The organism is Nitrosomonas sp. PY1, from assembly GCF_022836435.1.
GTDB lineage: Bacteria > Pseudomonadota > Gammaproteobacteria > Burkholderiales > Nitrosomonadaceae > Nitrosomonas.
In genome coordinates this window covers 730,521-755,124 of record NZ_BQXC01000001.1, presented here as the reverse complement: position 1 = coordinate 755,124, position 24,604 = coordinate 730,521, and the positions used below count along the sequence as shown (strand labels likewise).

The window sequence follows — 24,604 nt, the reverse complement described above, 5'->3', positions numbered from 1 at the left end:
TAGTTGCTTTGTTAATCTCAGTTCTCTTACTCTTACCTAATGCTGATGATTCTCTAATTTTTTTTTGATCCCCGGTTGGCCAACCAGCTTCTAAACCGTTTCGATTTGAAAAGTTTATACCCTAGCAGCGTCGTAAGCAATAACGCCACAATCGGTCCAATCGATGCCCTAAATACATTGGCATAATTGACCATTTCTACCCGTAAGTGGTATTCATAATTGAGCGGCGGAACCCCTTCGGCTGTGATTAGCACCAGATATTTCCCTTGATCGAAACTGCTTTGTGTACTAATGACGCCATCTTCGTATAATGCAGGTTGAATATGCTTTACCGTTTCACCTTCATTAACGCTGCTGCCTTTGACTATTTTGATCCCTATCGGCATATCCCGTAGCGATGGATCAACCAAATCTATTACCAATATGCTGTTGCCTATCTTTGGTATGTCGGTGCAGTAGTGTCCTTCTTCATCAATCTGCGGTTGATAGGTGCTTAAGTGAATCATATTCTCGCCAATTCGACGCATACAACTGTCTTCTTCTATCGCTACTTTACCATGTGCTTGTACTGTACTTGTATAAAATACCATGGCAAAAATAAATACAGAAATCCCTGTCCATATTTTCTGCCTAGTCACAACAGATCCTCCTGTGCTTAAGTACTTTATTTTTCTTATTTGCATCTAGTACTTTCGTTTATATTTTCTTTCTTCTATTTTTCTCTTACATCGATAAAAACGCCGGTACCCTATCTGTCTTTCGACAGCGGTGTACCGGCGCTTTGTGTTTAAACCTAAACCAATCTATCTTCGATTATAGTTTGGTAAACACTGGAATAACGGCTCCCGCAATACTGTTAATATAACGTGTACCACTGTCATCCCAAGTCATCAGCAATCCACCAAAACGGCTTTCAGGATCACCCAATAACGCCATCAAACGTTGTACTTCCCATAACGCATCTTTGGCTTCCATCTTAACTTCACGTGTTTCACCAGGTTGAATCGCTCTGTCATCATCCATCGATAAACCAGTCGCAACCAATTCTCTCGGATAGTCCGGATCTAAATGTGTTTGACCCAGTTTGTTAACAAAACGAACACCCGCTGTAGTGAACTCCCCAATACTAACCGGTGAGTCACCATTGTTGGTAATTTCCATCGTAACGCGCAACGCACGTCCAGGTACGTCATAGTTCGCATGCGTAACTTTAATCGCTACCGGATTCGGTGCAATCGGTAATGGCTCTACTTTAGATTCACCCGCTTGAATCGGTACCGTGTACGGATGAACCGTTTCTGTATAACGATATCCACCCCATACAATCGCACAGGTCAGAATCGCCATCGCAAGACCAAATTTCCTGTCCGTCGGTGATGTCAGCAATTCGTCTCCATACGCCAACAATACCCGACTACGTGGCAAGAACATCGGTTTCGCTACAAAGTAGCCAATCCAGAAGCAGCCAAGACCCAACCATACCAAGTGCCAGAATACACCATTGCTGAAATTGAAAGTTTCCAGATCAATGTTTTTACCCGTTAATGTGGTAATCGGATTGGTAAAGTCATCCCAGCTACCTGAAATGTTCATCCAAGATGCAGGACCTGCAATCGGACCCGCGTCTTTCACGTTTACCATCGCATGCATATGATGGCGTCCAGGTATCCGTGCTTTCAGTTTCACTTCAAATTCATAGTCGCGTCCAATTTCTAACGGACCTGATATGAAGGTCGGGTGACCATTTAACTTGGTGCTCAAGCGTACAAACACCGGACTCGGACTGCCCACGTTAAAAAACGCACGTCCAGGCTTACCTACCGCACGTGGCCAATCTTCTGCCAAGTGAAATTTACCAGTCATCGTAGCAATGTCGTTCACTTTCGTGACTTTCGGTTGCCATTTCATGTCATACCACTGAATACTACGCATCCGAAGAAACGGCTCTTGCGAACGTTCACCATGTGCCGATGCCGTTTTTACATCAGCGCCCAACGTCAGCGCTAATGATGCCGCACCTATCGCAGCTCCGTAAAGACCTAACACGCCTAGTTTAAAAATGCTTTTCATATTCATTATTTGATCCCCTGTGCAAAGCCTTTTTCACCAAAAGCAGTTACGTCATTCTTCATAGAAATACGTCCTCTTTCACCTTTAACATAGTAGAAAGCGGTGCAGTAAACTTTACCAAAATACCACCATACGCAGAACATCAACATCGATACGAATGCCGAGAAGAACGCAGCAATAACCGTCGTGTGACCACCAAACGTACGCAATGAACCTTGCTCAATTAAACGCACATATTCCGGTGTACCAGTACGTACATACAAGAAACCCGTGTAGTCAGCAACTGATAACAGTACGCCTTCTACTACCACTGGTAAGTGGGTCGGGCCAAATATCGGCCAGTTGCCTGGGTAGAAAAACAATCCCCAGAATCCACCACCTAATAACGCGGTTATCAACCAGTTACCTGTCAACAACATGATCGTATCCAACATCAATGCGCCAGGAATCATGGTCGATGGCAGTACAAAGTTGAGTGGATAGTGTGACCACCAGTAAAATCCCCAGTAACGGGTTAACCATTCACCTACCAACAGGCACACGATACACAGTGTCGCGCCAAAAGGCAGACGGTAGTTTACCCACAAATAGTACATCAATGCCGCACAATACATAACGCCCACAATCGGGGTTACTACCGGCCACCATTGACGATCTTTCCAATCAAGCCAAAAATCCCAGTCACCTGCCAACAGCATAAAGTGCATGTGGAATGTTCCTACCAACAGAATACACAGAATCGGAAAATACACCGCATCAATGTATCTCGACATCCTTACCGCTTCCGGTGGCATCTTGGCCGCCGCTATAATTTCGTCTGTTCTACTCACTAGACCCTCCCTATATTCATTTTATTTAAATTCATAGACCCAATTTCCTCGCGCCTATTTATTCTTTTCTTACGCTAGCCTCGTAGATTATTTCCCCTAGCCTACGAGACTAACGTACCCACTTCACCGAAAGTCCCTTCGTCGCCTAACGAAAAACTCCGATGTGCTCCTTATTTAAGGAACGATGCGGTTATTCAGAATTTCTCTGCTAGCATTGTTCCAGGTTACATCGGTCAGGTTTGAATAACGGGTAATGATTTGTGCTGCAATTCCACCCGAAAATAAACCAGCCCAACCCAGAATCACAAAGCCCCAGTGTAATGGCGCGCTAAACAATTCTTCCATGAACCAGAATGCATGTCCCCATTCGTTCAACCCTACGTTCGGCAGAATCATCAATGGACCAGCAATTGCCATCACCAACGGGAAGGATGTGCCACGGCTATACAGCGGCAGACGGGTCATCGCATACAAGTATGACGCTACACCACATACAATGTACATCGGGAACGAACCGTAAAATACCACTACGTGACTTGGCGTAAAGCTCGTGTCACGAATAATCACTTGGTGCCAAGATGCGTCTTGTTCCGTAAAGAAACTTCCGCCCCAGTAAACACCAAACAAATAAACACCCAACCACATCATCCAGTAAAAATAACGTTTGATCTCCAGCTTGGTGTCCAAATTGTCTAATTGCTCTTTCGTATCACGAGTCTTCAGAATCCAACCCCATGTCACTAACCCAAACAGCGGCATCAGTGTCATGTGTACTCGCCACAGACCCATCCATACCTTGTCAAACTCAGGTTCCATCGAATCCATTCCATGCGAATATGCAAATGTCCTTTGATACCATATCCAAAATATCGCTACCAATAACATCGTCAGCATGCCTAATTTGTAGTACTTTGAGTCATACCACAGCGACATGTCATAATCAGCACTCTTACTCGCACTACTCGTGCCATACGTCGTTGCCATATCCTACCTCCTTACCGCTCTTCGTTAATTAAATATACTGCTCTCTCTTTTTTTATTACTTACTACCTAATTCTTCACGAATTATTCTATCTTCTACTGCTCTTATACTTAAATTTTTAGCAACTAAATCAGAGTATATTTCCCCCCAACCCAGCTACACCCTCCAGGCTAGTCGACATACCCCCAACTCGTCAAGAACTATTTGTCATAAAATATGTCCTATAAACTTAACTTAATTACCACCCCCCCTAATTCCCCTTTATTTACAACTGATAAAAAGAAAGTCAAAGCGACTGATCTCTTTAATAAAATTTATTCAAATTTAAATGTAAAATATTTCATTTATACTCGTAAAAACGCCACTCTATTCCCCAGCCAGCGATCAATATGTTTTTCTGCAAGATCAGGGTAGTGATTTAGTAGTTCGTCAACCACCGATTGCGCTGCTATCAACAGATCGTAATCCTGCTCTAGATCAGCAAATCGTAACATTGGCACTCCGCTTTGGCGTGCACCAAGATACTCTCCCGGTCCTCTAAGATGTAAGTCTTGTCGCGCAATTTCAAAACCATCTGTAGTTTCAAAAATAATTTTAAGCCGCTGCCGAGCAATTTCCGACAGCGGCTGACGATACATTAGTATGCAAATACTCGTTTCCGATCCACGCCCCACTCTACCGCGCAGTTGATGTAATTGCGATAACCCCATACGTTCAGCATTTTCAATCACCATCAAAGAAGCATTGGGAATATCTATACCAACCTCAATCACTGTGGTTGCAATCAATAATTGAATGCAGCCTTGCTTAAAAGCATTCACCACCTCATTCTTTTCCTGGGATGATAAACGCCCATGCACCAAGCCTATTACCAGCTTAGGTAGTAGTTTACTTAAGCTGTTATATGTTTCCAACGCTGTTTGCAGTTGCAATGCCTCGGATTCTTCAATCAAAGGGCATACCCAATAAGCTTGCTTACCTTGCTGACAAACATATTGTATCCGTTCGATAATCTCGTCACGACGATTGTCTGCAATTAATTTAGTAATTAACGGTGCTCGACCGGGTGGCAATTGATCAATGATTGACACATCGAGATCCGCATAATAGCTCATTGAAAGTGTGCGCGGAATGGGAGTTGCCGTCATCATTAATTGATGAGGCACTACATTAGATTGCGTACCTTTAAGTTGTAGCGCCAAGCGCTGTTGTACACCAAAACGATGCTGCTCATCGATGATAACCAAACCAAGCTGACAAAACATTATGCGATCCTGAAATAATGTATGCGTGCCAACCACGAGTAACCCGGTTTTTTGTGCAATTTCATCTTGAGCTTTCTGTTTTTGCTTTTTATTCTGACTACCTGATAACCGAATCACATCGACTCCAAGTGGAGTCAGCCAAGCCGATAATTTTTCAAAATGCTGCTCAGCAAGAATCTCAGTTGGCGCCATAATCGCCACTTGATGATCACTCTCAATGGCTTGCAATGCCGCTACTGCTGCGACAATGGTCTTACCACTACCAACATCACCTTGCAGCATGCGATGCATAGGACATGCTACCGACAAATCTTGACTGATTTCTGCAATGACCTTATGCTGCGCTGATGTTAATGTGAACGGTAATCCCTCAATAAATCTCTGAATCAAATGATTTTTCTTTGATAATACAGGAGCAGAACTAGATCGCCGTTTACGATAGTGCATACGCATCGACAATTGATGCGCCAGTAATTCATCAAATTTGATACGGCGCCAGGCTGGATGTGAATGCGAATGTAACATTTCAAGTGAAACATCAGGCAACGGATAATGCAAAGTTGAAATGCTTTCCCACAAACCTACAAGGCCATGTTTCTCAATAATAGAATTAGGTAAAGTTTCGATCAGAATCCGCGATTGTTCGGCATCATGCAAAGCCTGTGCAATTAATTTACTTAGTGTCTTTTGACTTAAGCCTACTGTAGTAGCGTATATCGGTGTTAATGCACCCGCAAGCATCTCTCCCTGCTGCTCAATTACCCGGCACTTGGGATGCACCATTTCAATTCCCCAAAACCCATCGCGCACTTCCCCCAGCAATCTGACTCGCTTGCCCACCGCATAGGCTTTGATTTGACTAGTATAGAAATGCAAAAAACGCATCACTAAAGAACCACTACTGTCTTCAACTTGACATAACAATTGCCTTCTTGGGCACATAATCACTTCATTATGAATAACGGTTCCCTCAATCTGGGCAGTTTTTCCAGGCAACAAATCTCCTATTAGAAGTAAGTGCGTTTCATCTTCGTAGCGAATAGGTAAGTGCAAAATCAAGTCCAGTGTGTTTCTAATACCTAACCGAGATAGTTTCTCTCGAATACCGCTATTAATAGTCATTATCATTCTGGATAGTCAATACATTCCAGATGGACGGCATGAAGCAGAATACAAGTGGCTATCGCTCAGCCTTGAACGACCATAATTGCATCCATTTCAATTAGTGCGCCACGCGGAAGCGCTTTGACCCCCACTGCTGCTCGCGCTGGATAAGGTTGAGAAAAATAACTTGCCATAATTTCATTCACCAATGCAAAATTATCTAAATCTGTTAGAAAGATATTTAACTTGACGATATCACCCAGATCACCACCGCTGGCTGTTGCGACCGATTGCAAGTTATTAAAAACCTGGCGAATTTGTGCATCGATACCATCGATCATTTGCATCGTATCTGGATCTAATCCAATCTGTCCCGATAAATAAACGGTATCTCCACCGCTCCGAACTCGTATGGCTTGTGAATAAGTACCGATGGCTTGAGGTGCATTGGTGGTTTTAATTACTTGTTTAATCATGTTATTTCCTTATTGCTATTGTCCTTAATATTTCCAAGAAATTATCGTGACTGAATGAGATCTTTAATTATAAGTGCAACTTTAATGCGATCCGTAACCTGCATTTTTTTAAAGATTTCTGTTAAATGCGCTTTCACGGTGCGCTCAGTAATCGCTAACCGGTATGCGATATCTTTATTACTTTCTCCTTGGGCCACTAATAATGCTATTTCGTTTTCACGATGAGTCAAGCTTGCTATTGCATTTTGAATAAACTGTTTTGTACGTTTTTCTTCATGTGTTGTTTTAATTAGCTCATCCAAAATACGGTGTGTTAATGTGCGACGTATCCATAACTCTCCTTGTAAAATAGCGCTAATAACTTTGTTAAGTTGCTCGGTAGAAATTTTGCCTGGACAATATCCTTTGATTCCTGCTTTAAAAAAACCCCATTCAACCTCATCTGATAGATTCGGTCCGAAAAGCACGATTTTAGCTTGCTTACTGATAGCTAATAATTCTTGGATGGACTGATACCCCATAAATCCAGGTAATTCGCAATCAATTAAAATCAATTGAGGATTTAGCTGTTGTAGATTTTTCTTAAGTACTGAGAAAGTATTATACGAATTCAAAAAGGCTATTTTTGACAACGCAGATTTCCAACAGAATAAAGTTTCTTTATTGATACTAGCGAGGATGATCAAAATCAATTCTCAAGAAGCCAAATTATTAAGAAGAAAAACTTGATCCATCGCTTTCGTAAGAATTTTGCGTGACACCCAAATTTCACCCTGATCGATTGCATTGACAACTTTTATAAAATCAAGCGCGCTTAATTCATTCGTTATAAAACCTTGGGCTCCGCAAGATAAAGCTTTAAGAATACAATCTTCCGAGATGGAATCATTAACAACCAAAATCACCTGAGTGTTCGGTCGCTGGTAGTGCATAGCAACCAGTAAATCGTAGTACTCCTGAACGGTTGAGTTGGCATTGATTAGAACTGTTTTAGGATTTAGACGATCTATTTTTTCTAACGTGCTCTCGATAAAATCAACAGTAATTTCTTGTTCCTGTAGCAACGGTTCAGCTAAGTCGCAATCATTCGATTTACTTCTATCTAAGACTCTAATATCGCTGTTTCCTTCAAAATCTTGTATCGATATAGCTTGATTCTGACCAGTTTCAACAACCATTATAGTAATTGGTTGCATCTATCTCTCCTTCAAGCATTTAATATTTATAAACAATAATTCGGCATAATAACCCTGGTAATTCATCTTACTTTATCGCCATAGAAAATCTATCTTCAAAAATGATTATTTTACATGTGATTTTAATTCATTGATGACTTGAGCAGTATAGCGCTGTGTAAGCTAAAATTTACCGGGGTAAGACATCCAATTTGGTTTCTAAATATCCCCGCAAAAGCCTTCCGTACTGTGGAAACTTACCTTATAGTTGACTGAATCAATCGGGTATTGTATAGTCGACTAAAATGATCGGTTATTAGGGTCGAATCAGGTTAGCGAGAATTTCAATCAAGTATTAGTTTTAATTCATTTAAACAGGAGCGATTATTCTATGAGACTCACAACGAAAGGTAGGTTCGCAGTAACAGCATTACTTGATCTTGCTCTGCAACAAAGTAGTAACCCAGTAACTTTAGCAGACATTAGTCAACGGCAAAAAATTTCACTCTCCTACTTAGAACAATTATTTGCAAAACTTCGTCAATCCGAATTAGTCGATAGCGTAAGGGGTCCTGGAGGCGGTTATTGTTTGGCCAAAGATCTCGGTGAAGTCTCTATCGCAGATATTATCCTTGCAGTTGACGAACCGATTGATGCTACGCAATGTGGTGGGAAAGAAAATTGCCATAATGACAGTAAATGCATGACTCATGATTTATGGGCAAAACTCAATGAAATCATTTTTGATTATCTTGGCGCTGTCACCTTAAAGGAACTTGTTGATAATCAGAAAAATCTAAAATCAAGAGATATCGCTCCATTGATCGATATGCGTGAAACAACCGTAGCCTGAAAACAAATCATTCGCTGACTGCATATATGTCTATTACATTAACGGAAAATGCTGGAAAATATATCCAACAACAGCTTGCAAAAATGAAGCCAGGTACCATGTTGCGTATTGGTGTTAAAAAATCCGGATGTTCTGGAAATTCATATATCGTCGATTATACCGAAGACATTCAATCCAACGATCAAATATTTGAATCTCAGAATGTTAAAGTTGCGATTGCTTCAGATATTCTATCTTTTCTAGTTGGATCTGAAGTGGATCTCGTAAAAGATGGACTCAATAACACGCTTAAAATTAATAATCCGAATGCTGATAGCACGTGTGGTTGCGGCGATAGCTTTAGTGTCAAAGAAAAAGCAATTGAGCATAATTAGATCTTATGTTCAGTTTCAGTCAGTTATCTAAATGATAATAATTAAATAATTCAAAAAGCAAGGCAATAAAACAACATAAAAATAAATTTTCTTGCTTTGCATCGTACATTAAGAAAAAAGGAAGAAACCAAATGAGCGCAGTACTGCAAAGCTTGGTTAATCAGCCATACAAGCATGGCTTCGTAACAGATATTGAATCAGATGTCGCTCCTAAAGGGCTCAATGAAGACACGATTCGATTAATTTCAGCCAAAAAGAACGAACCTGAATGGCTCTTGTCATTCCGTCTGGATGCATATCGAAAATGGATAACCATGTCCGAACCCGATTGGCAAAATGTCCATTATTCTAAAATAGATTATCAGGATATCAGCTATTATTCAGCTCCCAAGCCAAAGAATAAGCTAGCAAGTATGGATGAAGTCGATCCTGAATTATTGCGTACTTTTGAGAAACTTGGCGTACCAATGCATGAACGCGCCGCGTTAGCAGGTGTAGCTGTCGATGTTATTTTTGATAGTGTGTCTGTAGCTACAACTTACAAGCAAAAGCTAGCCGAGGTCGGTATCATTTTCTGTTCTATTTCTGAAGCTGTGCACAATCACCCTGAATTAGTTAAAAAATACCTTGGATCAGTGGTTCCAGTTGGCGATAATTTTTTTGCCGCCTTAAATTCAGCAGTGTTTACCGATGGTTCTTTTTGCTTTATCCCTAAAGGCGTAAAATGCCCCATGGATTTATCCACTTACTTCCGCATCAATACCGAAGGATCTGGTCAATTTGAACGCACGCTGGTAATCGCTGAAGAAGGCGCATCAGTTTCTTATCTAGAGGGATGCACAGCCCCCCAATTTGACACCAATCAATTACATGCTGCCGTGGTTGAATTGATTGCATTAGATAACGCAGATATCAAATACTCAACCGTGCAAAACTGGTATGCCGGCGATGAAAATGGTATTGGTGGTATTTATAATTTCGTAACCAAACGTGGCTTAGCGAAAGGTGTTAACTCTCGCATCTCCTGGACCCAAGTAGAAACTGGTGCCGCAATCACTTGGAAATATCCTTCCTGTATTTTACGAGGCGATAACTCTGTAGGCGAATTCTATTCCGTTGCTGTGACAAACAATTTTCAGCAAGCAGACACTGGTACCAAAATGATTCATATTGGTAAAAATACTCGAAGTACCATCATTAGCAAAGGCATATCAGCAGGCCGCTCAAATAGCAGCTACCGTGGCCTAGTGCGCATTACACCGACAGCCAATGGCGCTCGGAATTACTCACAGTGTGATTCGATGCTCATCGGCGATCAATGTGGTGCACATACTTTTCCCTATATTCAAGTACAAAACAACACGGCAAAAGTAGAACACGAAGCTTCCACATCAAAGATTGGTGAAGATCAACTGTTCTACTTATCGCAACGTGGTATTGGTGCGGAAGAAGCAGTTTCGATGATCATCAACGGTTTTTGCAAGGAAGTGTTTCAGCAATTGCCGATGGAATTTGCGGTAGAAGCCACTAAGTTATTGAGTTTTAAATTAGAAGGGAGCGTCGGATGATCGACAAAAATAGCACAACATTACTTTCGGTCAAAAATTTGCATGCCAGCATTAACGCTACCGAGATTCTCAATGGTATTAATTTAACCGTTAAAAGCGGTGAAATCCATGCCATCATGGGATTAAATGGATCTGGAAAAAGCACGCTAGCAAAAGTACTCGCAGGCCATTCAGCCTATGAAGTTACAGCAGGAACTATAGAATTTGAGGGCAAAAATCTTTTAGCGTTACCTCCGGAAGAACGTGCTCGGGCAGGCTTGTTTTTAGGGTTTCAGTATCCCATAGAAATACCAGGTGTTGCGAATACACAATTTCTCCGGCTTGCTTACAATACGATACAGGGGCAACGTGGAAAAGATGAGCTCGATCCGCTTGAGTTTGATGATTTTGTACGTGAAAAAATGAAGTTGCTCGATATGAAACCAGATTTCCTTGACCGTAGCGTTAACGAAGGTTTCTCGGGTGGCGAAAAGAAGCGCAATGAGATTCTACAAATGGCATTGCTTGAACCCAAACTTAGCATTCTGGATGAAACCGATTCGGGTCTAGATATTGATGCACTGAGAATCGTCGCCAATGGCGTGAATCAAATTGCTCATAAAGATAACGCCATCATACTGGTAACACATTATCAACGCTTATTAGACTATATCGTTCCTGATTTTGTGCACGTTATGCAAGCCGGTCGCATTGTAATCACTGGCGATAAAAAACTAGCGATGGAGTTAGAAACTCGTGGTTACGACTGGATCAATGCCGATCAACGTTTGGCTACAGGAGTCAGCGCATGAGTAACAGCGTAAAAAGCAGTAATGACTATCTTCAATACTTACTTAAATCTTGGTCAGCAAAATCAGCTAGCGAACTGACCGGATTAAACCAATTACGTGCAAGCGCAATTGATTCTATTAGCACGAAAAGACTACCCAATAAAAACGATGAAGAATGGCGTTTCACCGATATCTCCCCATTGACACGCTTAACTTACCCACCCTCACAGCGGCAATCGGGATTACAGCTTAGCGATATCGAAAAGTTTTGTTTACAAAACGCAACCAATCGACTGGTCTTTATAGACCATCATTATTCTCCAGATCTGTCGAATATTGCCGGCTCCCAAATACAAATTCTCGGCAATTTGCATTCGCAGATGCCATCTCATGCATCGACGATTGAATCTCATCTTGGTCATTACGCGAAATTTGATCACGATATCTTTGCCGCTCTGAATACAGCTTTTCTTCATGATGGTGCATTGATTATCGTACCTGCAAAAACACACATTACAGAACCGATACATTTATTGTTCATTGCATCACAACAAGAGGTCAGTAGTTATCCACGTTCCCTAATTATCAGCGGCCCTGATAGTAAAGTAACATTTATCGAAGACTATGTATCGATCAATCAATCACCCTATATCACCAACGCGGTGACTGAAATTCACTTAGCGGCCCATGCACAAGTTAAACATGTTCGTGTTCAACGTGATAGCAAACAAGCGCACCATTTAGCAAACTGTGCGGTTTCGCTGGCAGATTCCAGTCAATATCAATCGATCTGCGTTTCGCTAGGAGCGCGAATCTCACGTTACAACTTGGAGGTACAATTAACTGGTGAAAATAGTAATTGCACAATCGATGGATTAACTTTGATTTCCGGTCAGCAATTATCCGATACCCATACCAGTATCGACCATGTAAAACCCAATTGCACTAGCCATCAACAACACAAGTGTATTGTTGATGACACAGCGCATGCGGTGTTTAATGGCAAAATTAAAGTACGACCACAAGCTCAGAAAACAAACTCATCCCAATCCAGTCGAAATTTATTACTGAGCAGTACCGCTAAAGTGGATACCAAACCACAGTTAGAAATTTTTGCAGATGATGTTAAATGCGCTCATGGTGCAACAGTGGGGCAATTGGATTCTGAAGAAATTTTTTATTTAGAGAGTCGCGGCTTGTCGAATGCTACTGCGCGTAATTTATTGACTTATGCATTCGCTGCTGATGTTATTAGCAGTATCCCAATTACTTCGCTTAAACAACAATTAGAGCAAATTGTTCTTAATCAAACACAAGGTGTTTCATGATGCGCTCACCTATCGCTACATTACGGTCTCAAATTTCATCCGCTCTTAATGTTGATAAGATTCGCGCTGATTTTCCTATCCTAAATACCAAGGTGGGTGACAAGCCTCTGATTTATCTGGATAATGCCGCATCCAGTCAAATGCCTCAAACGGTCATTAATTGCCTCGTAAAGTACCAAACTGAACAGCACGCAAATATTCACCGCGCCGTTCATTATTTGTCTGAAGTAGCCACTCGGGAATATCAACGGGCTCGCGGCGTGCTTCAGCAATTTATTCATGCACGAGAAGATCGGGAAGTGATATTTACCAGCGGTACGACGGATGCCATTAATCTGGTCATGCACGGATATGGCCGGAAATTCCTGCAAGCGGGTGATGAAATTATTTTAACCACACTGGAACACCACTCCAATATCGTACCTTGGCAAATGCTTGCCGAAGAAAAGGGTATTAAAATCCGTGTAGTGCCTATTAATGACCGGGGTGAATTGAAATTTGACGTTTACAAAGAATTGTTTAATAGCCGCACGAAATTTGTCGGTCTCATACACGTCTCCAATGCCCTTGGCACGATCAATCCCATTAAAGAAATGATTGATTTTGCTCATCAATACAACAATGTTCCTGTCTTGATTGATGGAGCGCAAGCTGCACCTCATATGGTTATTGACGTTCAAGAACTGGATTGCGATTTTTATACCTTCTCGGGCCATAAAATGTGTGCGCCTACGGGAATCGGTATTTTGTACGGCAAAGCCAGCCTATTGGAAAGTATGCAACCATTCAAAGGTGGTGGCGACATGATCACATCCGTTACTTTTGAAGAAACAATTTACAACGAAATTCCGCACAAATTTGAAGCCGGAACACCACCCATTGCTGCCGCTATCGGCTTTGGCGCTGCTATCGATTATTTAACATCAATTGGAATTGATTATATTGGTCATTATGAATCTGAGCTACTCCATTATGCTACCGAATTGATCAGCGCAATTCCCGGCGTGAAAATCATTGGTACGGCCAAACATAAAACCGCAGTACTTTCTTTTACCGTTGAGGGAATCCACCCACATGATATCGGTACAATTCTGAATCAAGAAGGTATCGCCGTTCGGACTGGCCATCACTGCGCTCAACCGGTAATGCAACATTTTAGTGTTCCCGCCACATCCCGTGCATCGTTTGCTTTTTATAATAAAAAAACTGAAATTGACGCTTTGGTTGATGGAATTAGAACCGTACAAAAGGTTTTTCAATGACACATACGAATTCTCTATACCAGGAAGTCATACTGGATCACAACAAAAAGCCTCGTAACTACGGCAAACTAGAACAACCCAGCCATCAAGCAACTGGGCATAATCCATTGTGTGGAGATCGTTTAGAGATCACTTTGCATATTCATGATAATCAAATTAACGCTATTGCATTCCAAGGTGAATCTTGCGCAATTTGCAAAGCCTCTGCTTCACTGATGACAACAGCCGTTAAAGATCAATCTCCTTCACATGCCGAGACACTTATTCATGAATTTCGTGAACTTGCCACCGGTAAGCTGGATAGCAATAAGCCCCATCAACTGGGTCGGTTGACTGTTTTTTCTGGTATCCGCGATCTACCCACCCGCGTGAAGTGTGCCATTTTGCCCTGGCACACCTTGCATGCTGCGTTAAATTCTATTGCAACTGTATCTACTGAAACGAATAAAAATTCTACTATCTCTGCAAATAGAAACTCCGCGTAAATTTCTAGTACTAATTTTTTCATCACATTGAGAATACAGCAAAACAAATTATTCAAATGCCTAAAATTGCCGACATTGAAGGAACACCTAATAAGAATGCATTGAAATTCATTCTTAAAGAACCACTCACATGGGGTATCGCACGCTCCTACGACAATGCTGAATCAGCAAAAGATGATCCCCTTGCCTCTGCCTTGTTTGACATTGATCATGTCACCAATGTATTTTATATTGATCAATGGATTACTGTAACTCAGGACGGCAATGCCAATTGGCAGGATTTGGCTAGAGAAATTGCCGATCCTATCCGCGCGGCACCTGCTGCTTCGGCACAATCCGCAGAAACTGTTGCTGCAGCCAACGGCGCATTGGCCAATTTAAGCCCGGAAGATCAATTACGCTTAGAAAAAATAAATGTTTTATTGAATGAAGAGGTACGCCCTTATTTACAACACGATGGTGGAGATCTTCATATTCTGGCACTTGAAGGAAATATCCTTCGCATCCACTACCAGGGTGCATGCGGAACTTGCCCAAGCTCAATATCAGGCACACTCAGGGGTATCGAAAATATGCTAAAAACCCTCGAACCCGATATACAAGTAGTTGCCGTTTGAAACTCAATAATCTTGTATATTAGATACGTTTTCTAAATTCGTTATTATGTGGGTCAATTTCGATCTTATCGCCGATTTCCACAAATGCTGGTACTTGAATTTCAAAATTTGTACCAAGAAGTCGCGCCGGCTTCATGATTTTCCCTGTTGTATCTCCCCTTACTGCCGGTTCAGTATACTCCACCTCACGAACAATGGTATTGGGTAGCTCGACAGAAATGGCTTTATCGCCATAAAAAGTAACTTGACAAACATCTTCCATGCCATCAACAAGATAATTAATCACATCCGCCATGTTTTCCGCTTCGACTTCAATCGGGTTGTAATCTACATCCATAAAAACGTAAAGTGGATCAGAAAAATAACTATAGGTACATTCTTTTTTATCCAACACAACCAAATCGAATTTCTCATCAGCTTTATAAACTGCTTCAGCGGTAGAGCTAGAAAATAAGTTTTTCAATTTCATTTTGACTACTGATGCATTACGGCCAGATTTGGTAAATTCCGCCCTAAGTACCACCATAGGATCATTACCAACCATTACCACATTACCCGAGCGTAGTTCCATTGCAGTCTTCATAGTTTCAATTCCAAAGTAAAAAGATCTTTGACACTACCTCTATAACTGTGCAGTTATAGATTGAGCATCATGACAGAAAGCGCTAGATTATAGCCGATTCTCGACAAATTGCACCAGATTAGAGGCCAAATCATTCTGCTTTTCCAATTGCGCAAGCCACATTTTGTTATATTGCTCTATAGACTCAGCAAGCGAAAAAAACTTTAATAAAGTATTTCTAGTCATCAAACCCCGACCATTCCAGCAGTACCATATTTCACGCACGACATCTTTTATTTGCATTGGCATGCTCGCTGTATAGAGATCAAGAAATGCATCCAGTTTTTGCCAATGTATCAGTTCCTCCTGTTGATAAATATTCCAAACAAAAGGCCTAGCTACATACTGAGCGCGAACAAAAGAATCCTCACCGCGAACAAAATTGATATCGCAGCTCCAAAGCAGCCGATCATAGTCAGTCTGCTCCAGAAACGGGATGATTAGTACCATCACTTGCTGAAATTGCATTTTGGTTTCATTGCGAGGATACCCGAGCAAAGCGATAATATGTTGAGCAACATTACCTTGTGGAACGATCAGTAAGATGGGCATTGCCAGCTCGGATAGCAATATTATTAAATTCTCAACAGGTGCGCTATCGTAACAAAACAATGAAATTCGAATTGCATGATATCGATCAAACGGGTTTTCTAATTCTTGCAAAATGGTCTGTTTACTACAATTATCTTGCTGTAACTTATAGCCTTTCTCGCGAATCAAGCCACCAGTATCTGGCTCAAAACCTGGGAAAAAACACGTCTTGATCAATCCAGAACGAGGATGTGGAGAAGACACCGCATGGTAATTTCTAACCCAAGGTTCAGCACTTAAGTACTCTAAGTTAATCCAAACAACTTGAATATCTCGCAGAAACATTTTTTGCAGATAATCTTCAGGTAATTCACAGGCAAAAGCTTCGATGACAACCTCTGCCGGTTCAATCTGTTCGAACGCTTTAGTATCCTTTTGCCAATGCCAAACTTCGATGTTTTGGATCGTTTGATACTGCAATTCGGTATTGATAGTTGATTCTAAGCAAGAAAATCTATGTAAGTCATCCACCCACAATCGAATCAATTGTCCATATTCATGCGCAAGCTGTCGACTTAAGCGCCAACACACACCAATATCGCCAAAATTATCGATGACAGTGCAAAATATATCCCAACGGCGACGCATGTATGAAGTAGATAAGAATATTCACCACACTTTTGGAAAGCTATTTCTCAACAAGCGTTGCAAAAAGATCGTGCGCATTGGAATCCGTGATTCTAACGGTAACCCAATCTCCTAATTGACCAAAATTCTTTTCCTGAATGTATACCGCACCATCAATCTCTGGTGCATCTGCGCTGCTTCTCGCAATGATTTGCCCATCTACCACATCGTCAATCATCACGGTCATTGTTGTTCCTATTTTGTCAGCCAACCGTTTCCGGCTGATTGTTTCTTGTGCCTGCATAAACCGCTCGCGACGATCCTCTTTAACTTCATCTGGCACCGCATTTGGAAGCGCATTCGCAGCAGCACCCGCCACTGGAGAATACGCAAAACAACCAACGCGATCCAATTGCGCTTCTTGCAAAAACGCAAGCAATTCTTCAAAATCTTCTTCAGTTTCCCCCGGAAATCCTACGATAAATGTGCTACGTAATGTGATATCAGGGCATATCTCTCGCCAACGTTGAATTCGTGCCAAATTATTTTCTGCATTTGCGGGACGTTTCATACTCTTCAATATGCGTGAATTAGCGTGCTGAAATGGAACATCCAAATAAGGCAATATATTGCCTTGAGCCATTAACGGAATAACATCATCAACATGCGGATAAGGATAAACATAGTGCAATCGCACCCATACACCCAATGAACCCAATGCTTGCGCCAATTCTGTCAAGCGGGTTTTGATCGGCCTCCCTTGCCAGAAACCAGTGCGATATTTAATGTCTACCCCATAGGCACTGGTATCCTGAGAAATGATCAGTAACTCCTTAACGCCTGCATTCACCAAATGCTCAGCTTCTTGCATCACCTCATGAATTGGGCGGCTGATTAAATCACCTCGCATCGAAGGAATGATACAAAACGTACAGCGATGATTACATCCTTCGGATATCTTAATATAGGCGTAATGCTGCGGTGTTAGTCGTACACCTTGAGGGGGAATTAGACTGGTATAGGGATCATGCGGTTGCGGCAGGTGCGTGTGAATGGCTAACATGACTTCCGGCAAAGCTTGTGGTCCTGTTACTGCCAGTACTTGAGGATGTGCTTTCCTAACGATAGCACCATTCTCCTTCGCGCCTAAACATCCAGTGACAATCACTTTGCCATTCTCAGCCAGAGCCTCACCGATCGCATCTAATGATTCTTCCACGGCGCTATCTATAAAACCGCAAGTATTGACTACGACCAGATCAGCATCCTGATAAGACGGCGAAATTGCATATCCTTCCGCGCGTAATTGCGTTAAGATTTGCTCTGAATCAACGAGTGCTTTAGGACAACCCAGCGAAACGAAGCCAACTTTTTGTAACGTTGATTTTTTGGATGGCATGTAAGAAAGTGAAATAAAAATAGATTATGAACAAACATCGGATTAAGTGTGCGTCGCGCATCATTTTACACCTACTCGTACTTACCCCTCTATCGCTATTTGCTCAAATTAATTGTGATGCACTACCAAACACAGTCTCTCCACAAGAAAATCCATTCATTAATCAACAACATATTTTCTGTGGCGAATGGCATCGCGATCGCCCAAAAGGCTTCCATTCACGACCGGATGGCAAGAACCCTACCTCGATCGCATGGCTATCGATACAAAGCAAGCCTAATAAAGCTGGAATCTATACCGTTCGATGGTCACATGTTCGTAACCCCAAAAAAGAAAAATTTTCTTCAATGTTTCCAGATCAATGCACAAAACAGCAGGTTCTAAACTCGATTCGCTATGCGGCTCGACATACAGTTCGATGCCCTTCGAATTCTCCCAACTGGCTCCAATGCGGGCAGAATAAGCCATCTATTACCACTGAAAAAGAAAACCCACAGTTTTGTAACTACAATAATAACCTCTTTACAATTGGCGTTGCATTCGATGACAATAACAAAGTCAATACTGCGTTCCCTATTTTTGAATGAACAACGACAATACTTTTAGTTGGCAAGGTTATCAGCCTGAGGAGACATCGCATCGCCTGGTCGCTGCATATTTAGCTGTTGATATCCAAAGAAATATTGAGGAAACAAACAATCTTTTACAAAAAATTGATGCAATCAGCAAGCGAGAAATACCAAACTGGGAACGTATCGGCAATGCTTATTACTTACGTCTTTTTCCAGAATACGCCGAAATTGAAGAAGAATTTTCAGATGGAACAGACCAACCGGAAAGAATACCGCTATCCTTATTTAGAACCGCAGTTCAGTCATGGCAACGACACATCTCCTCCTCATGACATTTTTAACTCCCAACGTGCTACTTTAACAGGCGGTTAGAAAACATTTTTAGGAAGCAATCTAATATAGAAAATTGACTCCTAATCGACCACTGGTGGATTTTGTTTACCACCGGATGCTATGTTTCTTTTCTTCGATAAGCACTCTAATACAATGACCAGCGCCATTAAAAAACCAACACTCCAAGCCATCGTTGCAATTATCAGCCAAAGCTCCCGATAGGTACTAATGTCTGCCACTATGCGCAAGGCAGCAGAAACCGCCATGAGTATGGTAATCGTTACAATTTGTCGCATGTGTGAAGGATATTGTTTCACATGCAGAAGCGACACCCGTATCATGACATTAGCAGCAAGCGTACCAAGCGCACCTACCGTTACGGCATGAATCGCTGTCACAAAATAATCGCCGTCATTGAGTTTAACCCAACCAAGCAATATCAATCCAAACGCTAGCCAGCCATATCCAACCCCAAGACAAATCAGATCAAGCCTCTCCATACAGTGCCATAACTGCCAACGAAACAAACGAATACCGGCTAGCAGGCCACTCAGGATCAACAAAACACCCGATACCGAAAGTGAAATGGGTGCGCATAGAAATGCACCCGCAATGGCAACAATCAAAGCCGCTTCTATATTGGGTTGCACTCTAGCTTCAAGTTCTTTACCTTGACGATAGAATTCACCTGCAACAGCCGGCGCCAACATGCGCCCTCCCATGAACAGCATGAGCAAAGCAAACAATTGCACGCTTTCTCGCAACAAATAATGTTGCAGCACATACCAATCAAACCGATCGGCCACAGCAGTCACTATTGCCATTGCGCATATTAACCCAAGCAACGGAACCAACATCCTATTACGCCACTTTTTAGCAACCCATAGCTTCGGTAACAGATTCTGCGCCAAAAGAAAAATAAATATGCTATTACCAATTAGCGCCAATCCACTTGTTTCTGTGAACAAGCCTGCAATTCGCGCCAATAACCAGAAAAGCATTAATAACACAACACGCCACCTGGGCATCGGCCCAAGCAAATAACCCGCGATGAGTGCCAGGATAAAACCGAACAACATTTCAAATGCGTGCCCAGATGGCATCGCAAGTGTCGCCGGCCCATAACCATATCGCGCCAGCATTGCCATCGGTACCATTAGCGCTGCATATGCACAAGCCGCAGTAAAAAACCATTGATGCGAATAAGTTTTAGTTTCCGCCAGGAACCATTGAAAAAATATGTAGTTCATTGCTACGCAGTAAAAATTATTTCAAGGGGCAGTACTGAAAAATTACCTAAATTAACTACTGCGGCCGCTCTACAATCCATTGCACCAAAGCATCCATAACGCTACGTGATTTTTCCGCATGGCTATGATTAACGAAGAAAACGATTACATGACGACGGCCCATACGATCCAATACATAACCGGCCAATGCCCGCACATTATCTAAAGCGCCTGTTTTCAGATGCGCACGACCTTTGGCCGCAGTATCAGCAAAGCGATTCTTCAATGTTCCATCGGTAGCCGCTATAGGAAGGGATGACATGAATTCTGACATAACCGGACTCTGATATGCTGTTGTCAAGATTTTACCCATATGCCGCGCACTAATACGCTCCTTACGCGACAATCCGGAACCATTTTCTACCACCAATTCAGGAAAATTCAATCGCTTGTCATGCAGCCAGTTCTGCATGGCTAAATGAGATTTTTCTAAGGTTGCTGGCGAATTGTTCAACATATCCTTACCCGTACCTAATGCCAAGTACAACTGTCGAGCTGCAATATTGTTACTATACTTATTGATACCCCGAACAATTTCTGCCAAAGGTAGCGATGAATATGTATCCAACAATATTGCACCGTGCGGTGTTGATGCCTCGACCACATAACCGCTAAACTTACCGCCTTGTTCAGCCCATAATCGTTTGAACACGTCCTGAATATAGGTAACGCTATCTTGTAGACTCAACATAACAGACTGCTTTCCGCACTGAGTGGAAAACTTGCCACCGGCAATGATTGTAAAATGATTTTTGTTAGCTTCGTCGGGTAGTATATCCGTCGTCACAGCATTGCGCCAATCGCCACAAGAACCTTGAGTCAGTTGCAAATGACTTTGAATGCGTAAAGAACTCGATTCAGGATCAAGTACCACGCGCACGGTATTATTTTCGGATTGCGGAAAAAAATGTAATGTTGTCGCTCGATAATTCACCATAAGCGCTTCAGGAAGCGCATTGTAACTGCGGTAAGGTTTGCCATCAAAATCTCCTGGATCATGATGAGGAATCTCATAATGCGTGCGATCCAGGATCAGGTTTCCCTGTATATTTTGCAATCCAGCTTGCCTTAGCTGGTAAATCAATGACCAAAAATGACCGAGATCCAATCTGGGATCGCCATAGCCTTTGATTACCAAATCACCTTGCAAAATACCTTGGCTTAATTTGCCATGCGTAAAAATTCGCGTAGGCCAAGTATACGCAGGCCCCAGTAACTCCAATCCGGCATAAGTAGTGAGTAATTTCATCACCGAAGCCGGATTCATTGCCTGATCTGCATTGATAGTTAAAGTCGGCTTGACAGCTCCAATCTCTTGTACATACACACCAATAGCATGTTGCGGTACCCCGGACCGCAGCAACTTCTGCTTAACGCTTGATGGCAACTCATTGGTTGCCGAGAGCGCCGTAGGAAAACAATAAAAAAACAGAATCAGAAAAACATACCAACAATCTTTCCAACACCAATAGCTTATCATTTTACCCAAGCTACTTGGTCATTTTGCATAATGCAAAACCGTCGTCCCATCCCATACGATACTGATCATCCCTGTCATAGCGGTTTAAATCTTTAAACGCCCAACTGCTATTTTTAGCAGTTTCACATCCATCAATATAACCCTGCTGTGTGTTGAGCGGATATCCGCTCAAGTTATATTTAGGTCTTGCACTAGGAGGCAATGGACCAGCAGGACGTTCAGTTTGTAAAGGTGAGGGATCCTCAGGCTGTAAAGGCACATCTTGCTTTTGCGGCACACTACTACACGCCGACATTATAAGCAGCAAAATCAAAAAAGTTATAAACGATCGATCATTCATAGCAAGTACCTTTAATGGAGTAGAAAATTAACAACAACGCCATCACAAAATAGATTTCAGTAGCTTGCCCATCTCCGCAGGATTGCGCGTCACATGAATGCCAGATGATTCCAATACCTCTAGCTTTTCTTGCGCTGTCCCTTTGCCACCGGAAATAATCGCCCCAGCATGCCCCATTCGTTTCCCTGGTGGCGCTGTTACGCCGGCAATAAAACCTACTACAGGCTTACGCATATGGTCTTTTACCCAAAGCGCGCAGTCTTCTTCGTCACTACCACCTATTTCTCCAACCATCAATACGGCATCGGTTTCATCATCATCATTGAATAATTTTAATACATCCAAATGTTTCAATCCATTGACCGGATCGCCGCCAATACCGATACATGTGGATTGCCCCAAGCCGAGCGCCATCAATTGCGCAACTGCCTCATATGTCAATGTGCCTGAGCGCGAAACCACGCCAATACGTCCTTTCTTGTGAATGTAGCCTGGCATGATGCCAATTTTGATTTCATCCGGCGTAATAACACCGGGACAATTTGGTCCAACTAAGAGAGTTTTCTTACCCTGCATTTTATATCGCGTGCGTATCATATCTCGAACAGGAATTCCCTCAGTGATACAGATAACCAGATCAAGCTCAGCCTCCACTGCTTCGTCAATCGCTGCAGCCGCGAAAGGCGGTGGCACATAGATAACCGATACCGTAGCGCCAGTTTGTTGTTTAGCTTCTTTAACGGTGGCAAAAACAGGAATACCTTCAACATCCTCACCTGGTTTGCGCGGATTAACGCCTGCAACAAAACAGTACTTACCGTTAGCATACTCGCTACAAGCGCGCGTATGAAATTGTCCGGTTTTTCCGGTTATACCTTGTGTCATCACACGCGTATTTCGATTGACTAAAATAGACATTGTCAGCAACTCCTTTCAAAACTGATTTGTGTTCGCTCGGTTAGGTGTTAGCAGCCGCTACCACTTTCTCTGCAGCATCCGCCATGTCATTTGCGGAAATAATTGCTAAATGAGATTCCTTCAGAATTTTCTTGCCCAATTCCATATTCGTACCTTCCAATCGCACTATTAAAGGTACCGATAGTTCCACAATCCGAGCTGCATCCACCACACCTTGGGCGATGACATCACACTTCATGATGCCCCCAAAGATATTAACCAGAATCGCTTGTAATTTAGAATTTCTTAGCATCAGCTTAAATGCCTCGGTCACTTTCTCCGCCGTAGCACCACCGCCAACATCCAGAAAATTAGCTGGATTTCCTCCATATAACTTGATGATATCCATGGTTGCCATCGCCAAACCTGCGCCATTCACCAAGCACCCGATATTTCCATCGAGCGGAATATACGATAACTCATGCTTTGAAGCCTCAGTTTCTATTGGATCTTCTTCATCCAGATCACGCAGCTCAACAATCTCAGGATGACGAAACAACGCATTGTCGTCAAAATTCATTTTTGCATCTAACGCAATCAACCGCTTATCTCCAGTTAACACCAATGGGTTAACTTCTACCAACGACGCATCCTTTTCGTCAAAAATTTGATATAACGCACGCAGTAATTCATAAGCTTGTTGCATGGCATCACTCGGAATACCAATCTTTTGCGCCACATCGTACGCTTCATGCTCACGTAATCCAGCCACTGGATCTATCACCACTTTATGAATTTTCTCTGGTGTTTCGACAGCAACTTTCTCGATATCCATACCGCCTTCCGAGCTTGCCATTAAGCACACACGTTGCTGACGTCGATCCACAACCAATCCTATGTAGTATTCTTTTTCGATTTGTACGCCCTGCTCAACCAGCAATCGCCGCACAATCCGTCCTTCTGGTCCGGTTTGATGCGTCACTAATCGCATATTCAAAATTGCATTAGCATGCTGACGCACTTCTTCTAAGGAATGCGCCACTTTTACGCCCCCTCCCTTCCCTCTTCCTCCCGCATAGATTTGCGCCTTTACCACACACAATTGGTCACCCAACTGACGGGCAGCATTTACAGCTTCATCAACACTAAAACAAGCGATACCCTTTGGCGTTGCAATACCGTATTCTCGAAAAATCTCTTTAGCCTGATACTCATGAATTTTCATTAATGCCTCTCCATCTGTAAAATTATGGATGTGATCTATATTTTCCAACGTAGTATAACCTAAACCCCACTCATCAATTTTTTCTCGGCATCTATCTTGAAAAGATCCACAATATGACAATTTAAGAAGA

At 42.3% G+C, this 24,604-nt stretch carries 26 protein-coding genes; 10 read left to right on the top strand and 16 right to left on the bottom strand.

Annotated features, from left to right (window positions below):
• Positions 1-53 precede the first annotated feature (53 nt).
• The 8 genes from W03_RS03410 to W03_RS03375 all read right to left on the bottom strand — a co-directional run bounded on the left by W03_RS03410 (position 54) and on the right by W03_RS03375 (position 7,923).
• Entirely contained in the window at positions 54-638 is a 585-nt protein-coding gene (locus W03_RS03410) for a hypothetical protein (RefSeq protein WP_244071405.1), read from the bottom strand.
• A gap of 175 nt (positions 639-813) precedes the next feature.
• Complete coding sequence (locus W03_RS03405) at positions 814-2,076, bottom strand: methane monooxygenase/ammonia monooxygenase subunit B (protein WP_244071012.1); 1,263 nt, start codon at positions 2,074-2,076, stop codon at positions 814-816.
• The gene (locus tag W03_RS03400) at positions 2,076-2,900 is read right to left on the bottom strand and encodes a methane monooxygenase/ammonia monooxygenase subunit A (RefSeq protein ID WP_244071010.1); all 825 of its coding nucleotides are present in this window, start codon (positions 2,898-2,900) and stop codon (positions 2,076-2,078) included. The genes W03_RS03405 and W03_RS03400 overlap by 1 nt, the downstream gene beginning before the upstream one ends.
• 174 nt (positions 2,901-3,074) lie before the next feature.
• Positions 3,075-3,884 (bottom strand): methane monooxygenase/ammonia monooxygenase subunit C, encoded by an 810-nt coding sequence (locus W03_RS03395; RefSeq protein WP_244071008.1) that lies wholly within the window; start codon positions 3,882-3,884, stop codon positions 3,075-3,077.
• A 342-nt stretch (positions 3,885-4,226) separates the two neighbouring features.
• Positions 4,227-6,269, bottom strand: coding sequence for an ATP-dependent DNA helicase RecG (gene recG / locus W03_RS03390; protein WP_244071404.1), 2,043 nt, complete (start codon positions 6,267-6,269; stop codon positions 4,227-4,229).
• A 65-nt stretch (positions 6,270-6,334) separates the two neighbouring features.
• A complete protein-coding gene (locus W03_RS03385) occupies positions 6,335-6,727 on the bottom strand; it encodes a RidA family protein (RefSeq protein ID WP_244071403.1) in 393 nt (130 codons plus the stop codon).
• 41 nt (positions 6,728-6,768) lie between these two features.
• Entirely contained in the window at positions 6,769-7,359 is a 591-nt protein-coding gene (locus W03_RS03380) for a response regulator transcription factor (RefSeq protein WP_244071402.1), read from the bottom strand.
• 63 nt (positions 7,360-7,422) lie between these two features.
• The gene (locus tag W03_RS03375) at positions 7,423-7,923 is read right to left on the bottom strand and encodes a hypothetical protein (protein ID WP_244071401.1); all 501 of its coding nucleotides are present in this window, start codon (positions 7,921-7,923) and stop codon (positions 7,423-7,425) included.
• 370 nt (positions 7,924-8,293) lie between these two features.
• Between W03_RS03375 and iscR the strand changes: the two genes are divergently transcribed.
• From iscR to W03_RS03335, 8 genes are all read left to right on the top strand, one after another.
• Entirely contained in the window at positions 8,294-8,755 is a 462-nt protein-coding gene (gene iscR, locus W03_RS03370) for a Fe-S cluster assembly transcriptional regulator IscR (protein WP_244071400.1), read from the top strand.
• A gap of 26 nt (positions 8,756-8,781) precedes the next feature.
• Positions 8,782-9,129, top strand: coding sequence for an iron-sulfur cluster assembly accessory protein (locus tag W03_RS03365; RefSeq protein ID WP_244071399.1), 348 nt, complete (start codon positions 8,782-8,784; stop codon positions 9,127-9,129).
• 131 nt (positions 9,130-9,260) lie between these two features.
• Positions 9,261-10,697, top strand: coding sequence for a Fe-S cluster assembly protein SufB (gene sufB / locus W03_RS03360; protein ID WP_244071397.1), 1,437 nt, complete (start codon positions 9,261-9,263; stop codon positions 10,695-10,697).
• Entirely contained in the window at positions 10,694-11,488 is a 795-nt protein-coding gene (gene sufC, locus W03_RS03355; RefSeq protein ID WP_244071395.1) for a Fe-S cluster assembly ATPase SufC, read from the top strand. Before sufB ends, sufC begins: the two co-directional genes overlap by 4 nt.
• The gene (gene sufD / locus W03_RS03350) at positions 11,485-12,795 is read left to right on the top strand and encodes a Fe-S cluster assembly protein SufD (RefSeq protein ID WP_244071393.1); all 1,311 of its coding nucleotides are present in this window, start codon (positions 11,485-11,487) and stop codon (positions 12,793-12,795) included. Before sufC ends, sufD begins: the two co-directional genes overlap by 4 nt.
• The gene (locus W03_RS03345; RefSeq protein ID WP_244073685.1) at positions 12,795-14,057 is read left to right on the top strand and encodes an aminotransferase class V-fold PLP-dependent enzyme; all 1,263 of its coding nucleotides are present in this window, start codon (positions 12,795-12,797) and stop codon (positions 14,055-14,057) included. The genes sufD and W03_RS03345 overlap by 1 nt, the downstream gene beginning before the upstream one ends.
• On the top strand, positions 14,054-14,542 hold the full coding sequence (gene sufU, locus W03_RS03340; protein WP_244071391.1) for a Fe-S cluster assembly sulfur transfer protein SufU: 489 nt from the start codon (positions 14,054-14,056) through the stop codon (positions 14,540-14,542). Before W03_RS03345 ends, sufU begins: the two co-directional genes overlap by 4 nt.
• Positions 14,543-14,598: 56 nt before the next feature.
• Complete coding sequence (locus W03_RS03335; RefSeq protein ID WP_244071389.1) at positions 14,599-15,159, top strand: NifU family protein; 561 nt, start codon at positions 14,599-14,601, stop codon at positions 15,157-15,159.
• 19 nt (positions 15,160-15,178) lie between these two features.
• Here W03_RS03335 and W03_RS03330 read toward each other — a convergent pair whose 3' ends face one another.
• The 3 genes from W03_RS03330 to rimO form a co-directional block, all read right to left on the bottom strand.
• On the bottom strand, positions 15,179-15,742 hold the full coding sequence (locus W03_RS03330) for an elongation factor P (RefSeq protein ID WP_244071387.1): 564 nt from the start codon (positions 15,740-15,742) through the stop codon (positions 15,179-15,181).
• An 87-nt stretch (positions 15,743-15,829) separates the two neighbouring features.
• Complete coding sequence (earP, locus tag W03_RS03325; protein ID WP_244071385.1) at positions 15,830-16,960, bottom strand: elongation factor P maturation arginine rhamnosyltransferase EarP; 1,131 nt, start codon at positions 16,958-16,960, stop codon at positions 15,830-15,832.
• A gap of 40 nt (positions 16,961-17,000) precedes the next feature.
• Positions 17,001-18,338, bottom strand: coding sequence for a 30S ribosomal protein S12 methylthiotransferase RimO (gene rimO, locus W03_RS03320; RefSeq protein ID WP_244071382.1), 1,338 nt, complete (start codon positions 18,336-18,338; stop codon positions 17,001-17,003).
• A gap of 26 nt (positions 18,339-18,364) precedes the next feature.
• Between rimO and W03_RS03315 the strand changes: the two genes are divergently transcribed.
• The gene (locus tag W03_RS03315; protein ID WP_244071381.1) at positions 18,365-18,925 is read left to right on the top strand and encodes an EndoU domain-containing protein; all 561 of its coding nucleotides are present in this window, start codon (positions 18,365-18,367) and stop codon (positions 18,923-18,925) included.
• Positions 18,922-19,242: a hypothetical protein gene (locus tag W03_RS03310; protein WP_244071379.1), complete on the top strand. Its 321-nt coding sequence runs from the start codon at positions 18,922-18,924 to the stop codon at positions 19,240-19,242. Before W03_RS03315 ends, W03_RS03310 begins: the two co-directional genes overlap by 4 nt.
• Before the next feature lie 81 nt (positions 19,243-19,323).
• Here W03_RS03310 and W03_RS03305 read toward each other — a convergent pair whose 3' ends face one another.
• From W03_RS03305 to sucC, 5 genes are all read right to left on the bottom strand, one after another.
• Positions 19,324-20,493, bottom strand: coding sequence for an NnrS family protein (locus W03_RS03305; protein ID WP_244071377.1), 1,170 nt, complete (start codon positions 20,491-20,493; stop codon positions 19,324-19,326).
• Positions 20,494-20,548: 55 nt separating this feature from the next.
• Positions 20,549-22,012 (bottom strand): D-alanyl-D-alanine carboxypeptidase/D-alanyl-D-alanine-endopeptidase, encoded by a 1,464-nt coding sequence (gene dacB / locus W03_RS03300; RefSeq protein ID WP_244071376.1) that lies wholly within the window; start codon positions 22,010-22,012, stop codon positions 20,549-20,551.
• Positions 22,013-22,022: 10 nt separating this feature from the next.
• Positions 22,023-22,307, bottom strand: coding sequence for a hypothetical protein (locus W03_RS03295; protein WP_244071374.1), 285 nt, complete (start codon positions 22,305-22,307; stop codon positions 22,023-22,025).
• Between the two features lie 87 nt (positions 22,308-22,394).
• Positions 22,395-23,270, bottom strand: a complete 876-nt coding sequence (gene sucD / locus W03_RS03290) for a succinate--CoA ligase subunit alpha (protein WP_244071372.1) — start codon at positions 23,268-23,270, stop codon at positions 22,395-22,397.
• Positions 23,271-23,310: 40 nt separating this feature from the next.
• Entirely contained in the window at positions 23,311-24,474 is a 1,164-nt protein-coding gene (gene sucC / locus W03_RS03285) for an ADP-forming succinate--CoA ligase subunit beta (RefSeq protein WP_244071369.1), read from the bottom strand.
• Positions 24,475-24,604 lie beyond the last annotated feature (130 nt).

Coding starts and splice junctions, on each gene's coding strand:
- W03_RS03405 (WP_244071012.1), bottom strand. CDS start 2,076: ATGAATATGAAAAGCATTTTTAAACTAGGCGTGTTAGGTCTTTACGGA.
- W03_RS03395 (WP_244071008.1), bottom strand. CDS start 3,884: ATGGCAACGACGTATGGCACGAGTAGTGCGAGTAAGAGTGCTGATTAT.
- recG (WP_244071404.1), bottom strand. CDS start 6,269: ATGACTATTAATAGCGGTATTCGAGAGAAACTATCTCGGTTAGGTATT.
- W03_RS03385 (WP_244071403.1), bottom strand. CDS start 6,727: ATGATTAAACAAGTAATTAAAACCACCAATGCACCTCAAGCCATCGGT.
- W03_RS03375 (WP_244071401.1), bottom strand. CDS start 7,923: ATGCAACCAATTACTATAATGGTTGTTGAAACTGGTCAGAATCAAGCT.
- iscR (WP_244071400.1), top strand. CDS start 8,294: ATGAGACTCACAACGAAAGGTAGGTTCGCAGTAACAGCATTACTTGAT.
- W03_RS03365 (WP_244071399.1), top strand. CDS start 8,782: ATGTCTATTACATTAACGGAAAATGCTGGAAAATATATCCAACAACAG.
- sufB (WP_244071397.1), top strand. CDS start 9,261: ATGAGCGCAGTACTGCAAAGCTTGGTTAATCAGCCATACAAGCATGGC.
- sufC (WP_244071395.1), top strand. CDS start 10,694: ATGATCGACAAAAATAGCACAACATTACTTTCGGTCAAAAATTTGCAT.
- sufD (WP_244071393.1), top strand. CDS start 11,485: ATGAGTAACAGCGTAAAAAGCAGTAATGACTATCTTCAATACTTACTT.
- W03_RS03345 (WP_244073685.1), top strand. CDS start 12,795: ATGCGCTCACCTATCGCTACATTACGGTCTCAAATTTCATCCGCTCTT.
- sufU (WP_244071391.1), top strand. CDS start 14,054: ATGACACATACGAATTCTCTATACCAGGAAGTCATACTGGATCACAAC.
- W03_RS03335 (WP_244071389.1), top strand. CDS start 14,599: ATGCCTAAAATTGCCGACATTGAAGGAACACCTAATAAGAATGCATTG.
- W03_RS03330 (WP_244071387.1), bottom strand. CDS start 15,742: ATGAAGACTGCAATGGAACTACGCTCGGGTAATGTGGTAATGGTTGGT.
- earP (WP_244071385.1), bottom strand. CDS start 16,960: ATGCGTCGCCGTTGGGATATATTTTGCACTGTCATCGATAATTTTGGC.
- rimO (WP_244071382.1), bottom strand. CDS start 18,338: ATGCCATCCAAAAAATCAACGTTACAAAAAGTTGGCTTCGTTTCGCTG.
- W03_RS03315 (WP_244071381.1), top strand. CDS start 18,365: ATGAACAAACATCGGATTAAGTGTGCGTCGCGCATCATTTTACACCTA.
- W03_RS03310 (WP_244071379.1), top strand. CDS start 18,922: ATGAACAACGACAATACTTTTAGTTGGCAAGGTTATCAGCCTGAGGAG.
- W03_RS03305 (WP_244071377.1), bottom strand. CDS start 20,493: ATGAACTACATATTTTTTCAATGGTTCCTGGCGGAAACTAAAACTTAT.
- dacB (WP_244071376.1), bottom strand. CDS start 22,012: ATGATAAGCTATTGGTGTTGGAAAGATTGTTGGTATGTTTTTCTGATT.
- W03_RS03295 (WP_244071374.1), bottom strand. CDS start 22,307: ATGTCGGCGTGTAGTAGTGTGCCGCAAAAGCAAGATGTGCCTTTACAG.
- sucD (WP_244071372.1), bottom strand. CDS start 23,270: ATGTCTATTTTAGTCAATCGAAATACGCGTGTGATGACACAAGGTATA.
- sucC (WP_244071369.1), bottom strand. CDS start 24,474: ATGAAAATTCATGAGTATCAGGCTAAAGAGATTTTTCGAGAATACGGT.